Source organism: Maricaulis sp. (genome assembly GCF_030149425.1).
In the GTDB taxonomy this organism is placed as follows: Bacteria; Pseudomonadota; Alphaproteobacteria; order Caulobacterales; family Maricaulaceae; genus Maricaulis.
This window is the reverse complement of record NZ_JASBRQ010000063.1, coordinates 26,956-37,086: the sequence shown is the minus strand read 5'-3', so window position 1 is coordinate 37,086 and position 10,131 is coordinate 26,956. Positions and strand designations below refer to the sequence as shown.

General features: G+C 59.0%; 8 protein-coding genes and 1 pseudogene. 5 read left to right on the top strand and 4 right to left on the bottom strand.

Features of this window, described 5'->3' with window-relative positions; all coding sequences use genetic code 11:
• The 4 genes from Q1V57_RS11015 to Q1V57_RS11000 all read left to right on the top strand — a co-directional run.
• Nucleotides 1–1,398, top strand: a 1,398-nt coding sequence (locus Q1V57_RS11015) for a S8 family serine peptidase (protein WP_300530578.1), incomplete at its 5' end; no start/stop codon positions are given.
• A gap of 223 nt (nucleotides 1,399–1,621) precedes the next feature.
• On the top strand, nucleotides 1,622–2,632 hold the full coding sequence (locus tag Q1V57_RS11010) for a hypothetical protein (RefSeq protein ID WP_300530575.1): 1,011 nt from the start codon (nucleotides 1,622–1,624) through the stop codon (nucleotides 2,630–2,632).
• A 109-nt stretch (nucleotides 2,633–2,741) separates the two neighbouring features.
• Nucleotides 2,742–3,764, top strand: coding sequence for an AraC family transcriptional regulator (locus Q1V57_RS11005; RefSeq protein WP_300530574.1), 1,023 nt, complete (start codon nucleotides 2,742–2,744; stop codon nucleotides 3,762–3,764).
• Between the two features lie 99 nt (nucleotides 3,765–3,863).
• Entirely contained in the window at nucleotides 3,864–5,156 is a 1,293-nt protein-coding gene (locus Q1V57_RS11000) for a DUF4345 family protein (RefSeq protein ID WP_300530572.1), read from the top strand.
• Between the two features lie 117 nt (nucleotides 5,157–5,273).
• On the opposite strand, the gene Q1V57_RS10995 is transcribed toward Q1V57_RS11000, so the two are convergent.
• From Q1V57_RS10995 to Q1V57_RS10980, 4 genes and pseudogenes are all read right to left on the bottom strand, one after another.
• A complete protein-coding gene (locus Q1V57_RS10995) occupies nucleotides 5,274–5,864 on the bottom strand; it encodes a hypothetical protein (protein ID WP_300530569.1) in 591 nt (196 codons plus the stop codon).
• 866 nt (nucleotides 5,865–6,730) lie between these two features.
• A pseudogene (locus tag Q1V57_RS10990) lies at nucleotides 6,731–7,486 on the bottom strand (SDR family oxidoreductase).
• A 39-nt stretch (nucleotides 7,487–7,525) separates the two neighbouring features.
• Nucleotides 7,526–7,963, bottom strand: coding sequence for a DUF3237 domain-containing protein (locus tag Q1V57_RS10985; RefSeq protein ID WP_300530567.1), 438 nt, complete (start codon nucleotides 7,961–7,963; stop codon nucleotides 7,526–7,528).
• A 42-nt stretch (nucleotides 7,964–8,005) separates the two neighbouring features.
• On the bottom strand, nucleotides 8,006–9,394 hold the full coding sequence (locus tag Q1V57_RS10980) for an aromatic ring-hydroxylating dioxygenase subunit alpha (protein ID WP_300530565.1): 1,389 nt from the start codon (nucleotides 9,392–9,394) through the stop codon (nucleotides 8,006–8,008).
• Nucleotides 9,395–9,486: 92 nt separating this feature from the next.
• Between Q1V57_RS10980 and Q1V57_RS10975 the strand changes: the two genes are divergently transcribed.
• The gene (locus tag Q1V57_RS10975; RefSeq protein ID WP_300530562.1) at nucleotides 9,487–10,068 is read left to right on the top strand and encodes a TetR/AcrR family transcriptional regulator; all 582 of its coding nucleotides are present in this window, start codon (nucleotides 9,487–9,489) and stop codon (nucleotides 10,066–10,068) included.
• The last annotated feature ends 63 nt before the right edge of the window (nucleotides 10,069–10,131 follow it).

The window sequence follows — 10,131 nt, the reverse complement described above, 5'->3', positions numbered from 1 at the left end:
GAGGCCGAGGAGGAAGAGGCCGAGGAGGAAGAGGCCGAGGAGGAAGAGGCCGAGGAGGAAGAGGCCGAGGAGGAAGAGGCCGAGGAGGAAGAGGCCGAGGAGGAAGAGGCCGAGGAGGAATCCATGACCGGGTTCGGCCTTGCGGAGTTGTCCGAGGATGCCCTTGATGTCGACCTGTTTGAGCCGGAAACCGCTGAAGAAGCGCCAGAAGAAGAAGAAGGGGAAGAAGAGGGAGAAGAAGAGGACGGCACGACCGATGAGCCGGTAGAGGAGGACAACATGTTGGCCTCGGATCCCGATGATGGATTGGACGACGCAGACAATTTCGACACGTTCGAGATTGGTTTTGAAGAGGATGGCGACCGGTTCATCCTCAATGAATGGATCATTCTGACAGATGAAGTCGCACTGACGGGCCTGAGCCAGACCGGTTTTGACCTCCGCGACATCGAGCCTTTGGGTGAGCTGGAACGCGTTCTGATACGCGCCGTGTCTCCCGACGGAATGAGCCTGCCGGCTGCACAGGCGATTATTCTCGAAATTGCTCCTCAAGCCCTCATTGCTCACAACCATATTTACGGGACCGACCAGGCCGCCTCCTACGGGCGCATGCCACAGGATCTGCTCCGCTTCGGCCCCGCCAGCCTCACCGCCGCCCCCAAAATCGGCGTCATCGACACAGCGATCGCGCTTGATCATCCCTCCCTGAGCGCTGCCAGAATCCAGACCCAGGACTTTGTTACCTATCCCGGGCTTAACCGGCCGCAATCACACGGCACATCGATCGTCTCAATCCTCGTCGGCCAGGACGAAAACTATACCGGTCTGCTGCCCGGTGCCGAAGTGTTCGCCGCCTCGGCATTCTTCGACACCACTCGATCCGGAGACATGGCGACCACGTTCGGCCTCGTTCAGGCCATCGACTGGATGATGGAAAACCAGGTCCAGGTCATCAATTTCAGCCTCACCGGTCCGGAAAACCCGATCCTGCGGGAAGCCATCTCCCGCGCCCGCAACGCAGGCATCCATGCCGTCGCCGCGATCGGCAATGACGGCCCGGTCGCCCCCCCGCTCTACCCGGCCGCCTATGACGAGGTGATCGGCGTGACGGCGGTCAACCGGCGAATGCAGGTTTACCGGCTAGCAGGCCATGGTCAGCATGTTGATTTCGCGGCCCCGGGCGTGCTCATCACCCATGCCCGCGCCGGCGGCGCCTACACCACCTCCTCCGGCACCTCGCTGGCCGCCCCTTTCGTAAGTGCAGCCCTGGCGGTGCTGATCGAACTCGGCGTGGAGCCGGAAGCTGCCGTCGCGCAATTACAATCCGGCGCAGAGGATCTCGGCGCAGATGGTTTCGATACGATATTCGGACATGGCTTTATAAAGCTGCCGGACTAGCGGGGCCTTCAGACCAGACCCTGTCTCAAAAACCGCGTCTTCACATGCAGTATGATCACCGCGTTCAGCGTGAAGACCGCAGCGGCTCTAACTCACGGCAACAGAGCCGGCTCGAGTACCTATCGCTGGACCGGGGATCACCCCGACGCAGGTCCCCCATGCCTTACCAACAGTGTGGTGTTAGGTCTGGCCGTTCCTAGAAGAAGACAAAAAAGAGATACTTATGCGAAAGACCTCGCTGGCACGTGCCATTCTCTCCGCGACAAGCTTGGCCATGCTCGCGACAACTACCGCGGTTCAAGCCCAGGGCGTCGATCCGCTCGATGCTCGCATCGACAGCCGCGATGCCCACCGGTTTGTCGATGTGTTCGAGGCACACGCCGGTGCCCCCACTGCGCAGGCCTTGCAGGCCGGATATCTTGATGGCGCAGGACGCGGCGTTGAAATCTTCACACCGGGCCGGATCGGGAGCGCCGAACGGCTGGCAGAATTCATCGCCGCCAATCCGGAACAATACCGCCGAGCGATCGATGTCTGCCTGCCCTTGGCCGAGGCGTCAAATAATGATCTGCGCGCTATCTATCTGGGGCTGGCCGGACTGCTGCCCGAGTATGAGCTGCCAGAAATCCATGTCGTATTCGGGGCCGGCAATTCCGGCGGGACTGCGGGACCGGGAGCCCAGGTTCTAGGACTGGAAGTAATCTGCGCCGTCGCACAGACACCGGAAGATATCCGGGCAGCATACCGCATGTTCTTCGCTCATGAGACGATCCACACGCTCCAGACCCAGGACATGGCCGTGCTGGAGATCGACCCGCTCCTCGTGGCCAGTCTCTGGGAGGGTGTCCCGGACTACATCGCCAGCCTGGTCACTGGCCTGCCGCCCTCGCCGGAACGCGACAGCTGGGCCCACGAACGCGAGGCTGAGCTCTGGGCCGAATTCCAGATTGATCGCGCCGCTCTGATCGAGGCTGCAGCCAACGGGTTGGATATGCGCAGTCCGACCCCGGAAGCCATGGCACATGTCCAACGCTGGCTAGCCAATTATCGCAGCGCCCCGGACGGCTGGCCGCACGAGATGGGGTACTGGATCGGACGGCGCATCAGCGAGGCCTATGTCGCGCAGGCCGAGGACAAACACGCCGCGATCCGGGCCTTGCTTCACCTGGAAGATCCGGTCGGCATCCTGGAAGCCAGCGGGTATGCCGCCCGGTTCGAGCCGCCCTTCCAGTAGGCAATTGGCGGCATCAAGCAGAAACGGAGTATCCGCTATCACGGAGCGAGGAAGGTAACGATCTGAGGCGGGGCTTTGCGCCTGAGCGCAACATCCCTAGATTTGCGGCATGGATCACATCTCGTCGATGTTCGTTCGCAAATTGGCCCCGTTATTGGTGCCGGACACGCCCACGGGCAAGACGCGCGCTCAGGCCATGTTTGAGCGCGCCGGCCTGATGTACCAGCCAATCGGCGACCAGCCGCGCACCATACCCGCCGCTGATTTCTTCGACATTCTCGAAAACCTCGCTCAAGAAGAGCCCGACGGTCGATCACTTGGTGTGCGCCTCGGCGCGCGGATGCAATGCGACGATTACGGCCCCTTCGGGCTCGCATTTAAGGCGGCGCCGGATTTGCTGGGTTCATTCAATCGGGTCGAGCGCTTCGGAATGGTCGTTACCAGCGTCGCCAATTACCGCGTTGAGCCGCGTGGCAAGACCACATTTATGGCGATTGATCCAGGCGAGAACACGCGCCTCGGCCAGCGCATGACCAACGAACTCGCCGTGTCGGCGGGGACGGCCTTGTGTCGCGAAGTCAGCGCCAAGGCGTTCACTCCGGCCGCCGTCTTCTTTTCCCACGAGCGCCCGGCCAGTCTCGACGCTTATCAACGCCACTTCCGGTGCCCATTGCACTTCGGCACAGACCGCGACGGGTTTGAAGTGACGGAGGATGACCTACGCGTCGGCAATCGCCTTGGAGATGAGGGATTGTCGAAGTTTTTCGAGACCCATCTCGACAAAGAACTTGCGGAGTTTGTCGATGACAGCCGGCTTGATCAGAAGGTGTGTTCGGAGATCTCGCGGGCTCTCAGCGAGGGCGTACCGGCAATAAGTGATGTGGCTTCCCGGCTCGGTATGAGCGCGCGCACGCTACAGCGGCGGCTCTCCGACGATGGCCACGTCTATCAGGACCTGGTTGAACTTACGCGCCGTCGCCTCGCCGAGCGCTTGCTCCGGCAGACAGACTACGCCCTGGCTGAGATCGCCTTCCTCACAGGGTATTCCGAACAGAGCACGTTCACCCGCGCCTTCAAGCGCTTGAGCGGTCAGACACCTGCGAGCTACCGGCAAGTCACGGCCGGCCCCTAGGATTGGCGCCAGATGTCAAAGCACTGGCGCGCCATGCCAATACCGAAACCGGAATAGGCCGCTACCTCATCGCAGTCTTAATTGCGATGGAGAGTCAGCATGCAATCCCAGCCTATTCTCGTTACCGGAGCGACCGGCAAGACCGGCTCACGCATCATATCGCGGCTGAAAGGACGCGGGCACGAGGTTCGTCCGGGCTCGCGCTCGAGTGCCACGCCATTCGACTGGGATCGGCCTGACACTTGGTCCGGTCCGCTTGAAGGGGCGGGCGCCGTCTATATCTGCTTCCAGCCAGATTTTGCCTTCCCCGGCGCGCTTGAGACATTGTCCAGCTTCGCCGAAGCGGTCGCGGCGGCTGGCGTGAAGCGCGTGGTGATGTTGACGGGGCGCGGCGAACCCCATGCCCTGCAAGGTGAAGCCATCCTTCAGCGGATTTGCCCTAGCGCCACAATTTTGCGGTCATCCTGGTTTGCGCAGAACTTCTCTGAAGGCTCACTGCGCGATGCTGTGATGTCCGGTTTTGTGCCCATGCCGGGCGGCGACATTCGCGAGCCGATCATCGATTTGGATGACCTCGCCGACGTTGCTGCCGCCGCACTGACCGAGGACCGTCATGCGGGTCAGATTTACGAGCTAACCGGCCCGCGCCTCATGAGCTTCAACGAGATTGCGCAAGCTCTTTCCGAAGCGACGGGGCGCACGATCCAGCACCTTCCCATAACGTTCGAAGAATTCCACGCAGAGCTCGAAAGCGCGGCCGGACAGCAGTTCGCCGACATCGTCACAGCCATTGCCCGCGAAACCTTCGATGGCCGCAATGCGCATGTAACGGGTGGCGTTGAGCGCGCGATTGGCCGCCCCCCGCGTGACTTCGCAGACTTCGCCAAACGAGAAGCCGCCGCCGGCGCGTGGCGCACCCCAGACGCACCGGCGTCGCCCAACCTGTCAAACGAAAGGAAGCCCATCATGACCACGACCTGGTATCAAAAACTCATTCTCGGCATCGCGGGCCTAACCGCCCTTATGATTGGCGCCGCGATCAGCCTGGCTCCGAACGCATTCTATGCCAGCTACGGCATCGCCCTAGAGGCCAACCCCAACCTCTTGAGTGAGCTCCGCGCACCGGGTGCCAACCTCGCCGCTCTAGGCCTGTTGATGTTGGCCGGGATTGTGCGATCGGAGTGGTTCGCCGCGGCCAGGATGATCGCCATCGCGGTCTTCTTCGCTTTTGCGACCGGTCGGCTGATTAGCTGGAGCCTCGACGGTACGCCCGACATCAGCGTGCAGATTGCACTGGCCGTAGAGCTTGTGATCGGCACACTCGCGGCTCTGGCCTACAGCCGCGACCACCAAGGCCGCCGCAATTGCCGCCAAGCACCGAACACGGCCTGAAACGGCGCGCCTTTCGGCGACGTCAAAAGATACACCTCGGCCGCAAAGCGGTCGGGGTGTTTATGCAAACGGTGGCGAACATCTGCCCGAACCGGTTACGCCAGAGCCTAGATATTCTTATCTGGTACTGCCCGGTAGCCGGTACTCCGTCTGATCGAAGCGGATAGTGTGCTCGGTCCTGTTTGTGCCGAGGGCCAAAATCGAAGTAACCTCACCCCGAATAGGCCAGCCGGTTCTCAGGTCGTAGGTGATCGTTCCTGAGCGCGTTGCTTGCAGGGTTTCCATGAGCGCCAGCCCGGCGATGGCCTCTGGGTGTTCGAGAGAGCCATAGCGCCGGGTATAGTAGTCCCGGGACGTCTCCATGACACCGGAACCCGCGCTTTCGCGGGGGGATTGCTCAAACAGAATTACGACATACCCCTCGGCTCGATTTATCTCTTGAACCGATAGAGCGTTGAGCATTGCAAGATTGCCCTCTAAGGGTTCGATGTAGCGAAAACTGAATCCTGTCACACTGCCCGAGAGCGAGTATTCCCGCGCAGCCCCGACGAATAACAGATCGCTTTCCTCTAGAATTAAGCGCTCGGCAGTCCGGGAATTGATGTCTTCGAGAAACTGAAGGTCTTCTGAAAAGTTTTGAACAAACTGCCGGGCTCTTGCCGGATCGAGCTGCTGCTCTACGGCGTAGCGCTCTGCCCAATCCAGCAATCTCGTTCTCTGTAATCAGCCGAAACGGGCGAAATCTGAGTACTCTGTGACAGATAATCCAGTACCTGCACGGCTATGCAGGGTTTGATAGGAAACCCCTACAGAGTCAGCGACCAGAACAGGCCAAGTGGACCCCAATATCTCGTGCTCATTGGTACTCTGCGCATAGATTGTCGTGGTTCGAATCAGGATCTCGTCAGGACCAACCCGCAGTAGATCAAACGTGACAATTCCAGAATAAGCTCAATCCGCATCGGGTTGCCGGATGTACTCCTCTATTCTGTACCGTAAGCGCTGCCCTTCCTAAGCCTGTAATTCAGGCAGGACCACGGTGTCGGTCTGGACAGCACGCGCATGCGCCACTGAGCCAGACGCCAACATTACGGCGAAACACGTCGCCGATATCAGTGTTGCAAATCTCATCATCAAAATACCCAACGATTTTGGCGCTAAGACGCTTCCGATAACCCTCCTAAAGCCGGCGTCAAAAGACAAGCGGTAGAGGTAGGCGAAATGAACCCCAGTCACTCTGCCAGGCGAAAACAAAGCTGACTTCGCTCCGGGCTGCCAACGCTAAGCCACGCAATCGCCGCCGGAATTCCGAGGCTCGGGCGCGCGTTCGTATTTCAGGAAAATAATGGCGGCAGCGTCAGACTAGCGCGGAACGGTCTCGACAGACGCGGGACGCCTCGGATCAAGGTCGCGAACTGTTGTCGGGTGGGGCGGTTAATCGTGTCTGGCCCGGTTTGTTTAATGGATGTGAGCCCCGGTTTTTCCTTGGAGCCAAACCTGATTGCAGCAGGATCAGTCTGACAGCCCACCATCCGCCGTTTCAGGCTTGGGGCCAGTTTCGCCCCACACTGCCATTATGAGAGCATGCCGCCATCGACACGCAAGACTTGGCCAGTGATGCAGCCGGGCTTTTCCGAGGCGAGCCAAGCGACCGCGTTGGCTACATCTTGTTCCCTTGCCCAACGTCCCTCCAAGGGTATCAGGTGCTTCATCCTGGCCATGACCTGTGCCCGGTCTACACCCGCAGCAAATGCGGCGTCCCACATGCCACCATCAACCGGCCCAGGCACGACAGCATTTACTCGAACGCCGTAACGGCCGAGATCGATCGAAGTATTACGCGTGAAGGCGTTCACTGCTCGCTTGGAAGCTGCATACGCGGTCTGGCCGATGGTACCACCATATGCTGCGACGGCGCTGATATTCACGATTGAGCCCCACGTCTGGATCAGCGCCGGTGTAAGCGCGTGGGTCAACATCATCAGATTGCGGACGTTGATCGCCAGCATGCCGTCGACGGCTTTCTCGGTCAGACGTTTCACGGGCTCCTGCGAAATCGTCCCGGCATTATTGATCAGGAGATTGACCGTCGGCGAGATGTCCAGAGCCGCCTTGGTGACGTGTTCCCAGCTGTCCGGCCTCGAAAAATCCGGTCAAACAAAAGCGGCTTCATCCAGCAGGCTGTTCGCAAGCGCGCGCAAGCGCTCTTCACTCCGCGTCACCAGAATGATCCGAGCGCCATCCTCAGCGAGAGTTCGGGCGATGGCAGCGCCGATACCGCGGCTCGCGCCAGTTACAATCGCGGTTTTTCCGTTGGAATCATAGGTCACAATCAGTTGCCTGTTGTTCGGTGACTGGCCTCGCCGGTCTCATCCAACCTCGAAGATCGTGTAGACAGGATTGAAGCCGCACTGTTCGCCGATCCCAACCGCAATGACGTCATTCAGCCAATTGTATCTCTCGTCACCGCTTTCGAATTTCGCGATGGTCACCAGCGAATAGCTGCCGGGTTCCAGGGCCTCGCCCAGGGCAAGCTGGCTCATCACCCCCGTCGCCCCAATGAAGCGGCCCTGATAAGTGAGGTAGATCAACGCGCCGTCATCGGTCTGCAGGGTCAATCGAACGTCAATCATCATGGCTCCATCAGCGCGGATGCGGACCCAGTCCGCTCCGCCGGGAAGCACCACGCCGTGCAGTCGGTCACCCTCAAAAACGCCACCGGTTACCGGTGCGATTGTGCGTTGACCGGATGGGGTCATACCGATCCTCGCTGCCCCGGAAGCATCAACATCAAGCCGAAGCGTCATGAGGTGTTCGTGGGGAAGGTTTGGTTCAGAATCGCTCGTCATTCACTCTGCCGCAATGTAGGCGTCCAGGGTCCTGTGGAAGTGCCGAATACGGCTTTCTTGATATGTCGCCAGCGTTGCGCCGGGCTTGCGGCTGGTACGCAAACCCTTTTGAATGCGCATCAGATTATCTGTATCCTGATCCACAACCATTGCCGCCGATCCCATCGCCTCGACGGTCGACCATGGTTGCTCCTCGGTGAGCCATACAATGCCCGGCGGTGTTGGGTGCGACCCATCCTCGGCCTTGGGGAACAGGAAAAACATCTCCATGATCGAGCGCTCCGGGTCGTCTCCGTACGGGCGGAAACGATATCCAGCAGAGAGGCCAATGCCTCCAAACTGAACAAAATTCGGGAACACCGAATATTGGATAAGGTCCAGCGCAACAGCATCGGAAACTCCGGAAACGTCACGACCGGATGATTTCGAGATTTTCTTGCGCGCGATTTCGGCAAACCGTTCACGCGGCGTCTGACCGCTCACGACTGGCTCCGCAGATTTATAGAACGGCGTATCGCGCTCCATCAGTGTACGTGTTTTCTCCGGGTCGAAATTGGCGCCAAGCGAAGGGCTCGGCACACCCTGCGCACTGATCATCCGATTGATGTGACGCACCCCGGGCCAGGTATCGTATTGGGTGTTGCTGTCACCATAGTAGGGCAATGACTGAGGGTGGGCGAAAGGCACGTGGTATGCCTCGACGAAAGCTTCAGCACAAAGCTTCCAGTTACACGGCATGACCTTCGCGACATGGATGGCCTTGTAACGGTTCTCCAGATCGAAGCTCTCGAAATGTTCCGGTAGAATTTCGAGGTAGGAGAGCAAGTCCTCTGCCTCATGATCGAAATTGATGAATACAAACCCACCCCAGGTATCGACTCGCGCTTCAGGCAGGCTGAAATCTTTCCAGTCGATATGCTTGAAGTCCCAGGCACCGGGAACCTCTTTCAGCGTGCCGTCAAGATTCCAAGTGAAGCCATGGAACGGGCAGCGGAACTGCTTCACACAGCCGCCTTCTTTGCGGAGCATGGTTCCGCGGTGCAGGCAAGAATTCACAAAGGCACGGATGTCATCCTTTCCAACACCGGTCCGAACGACAATCAGTGAATCGTGAGCGATATTGTAGACAATGTGGTCGCCAACGTTTGGAATGTCTTCTAGACGGCACGCCCATTGCCACGCCTTGCGCCAAACTTTCTCGATCTCGAGGTCGTGAAACGCCTTGGAATAATATCGCTCGACGGGAATGTCGTCATTTCCCATATCGACCCGGGATTCCTCGCGCATATGGTCCGGCGGAGCGATCTTGTCATGTGAGTAGATGTCCTGAAGTGACGGGGTTGGACTACCGTCCGGCCCAGCCGGCCTATCGATATCTCTGTCCGTCATGATGTGCATACCTCGCGCAAATAGGCGGTTGCCACTCCAATCAACATACAGGATGGTTTGTATGTTAATTGGAGTCAATCAGGATAAGTTCAATGACACCTGCCACTGAACGGATACGCCCGACACAGGGTCAACGCACGGACGCGATGCGCGCGCGCCTACTGGAAGCGACTCTTGAAGTTATTGCAGAGGAAGGGTGGGCCAATGCGAGCACCCAGAAGATCTGTAAACGGGCGGGAGTTTCCCGTGGCGCACAGACGCATCACTTTCCAACCAAGGACAGATTGCTGATCGCTGCTGTTCAAGAAATTGTTGCCCGATATCAAAAGGATATTGATATCGCAACAAACAAGCCTAACCGGACAGACCAACACCTTGAAGACGTTTTCGACTTCCTCTGGGGGGCCTGCTTTGAAGGCAACCTTTTGATCTCCTGGATGGAGGTCATGGTCGCATCGCGCACGGACACGGTCCTTCGTTCGGCCGTGCGGGAAACCGATCAGACGGCAGTGACGGCCATGCGGGTTCTCGGAGACCCATACGGCCCCGGCGCTGCAGACCTCGTTGAGCTCACGGTCTATCTTCTCCGCGGGATGGTGGTTCAGGCCGGTGTACACCCGGATGACCAGAGCCGCAGAAATCTGTTTGAGGTCTGGAAAAAGATCGTCTGCTGACCAATCGCCAAGTGCACGACTCCGGTACGACAGGCAAGTTTTCCAATTTCCGGAAGAAAGTGG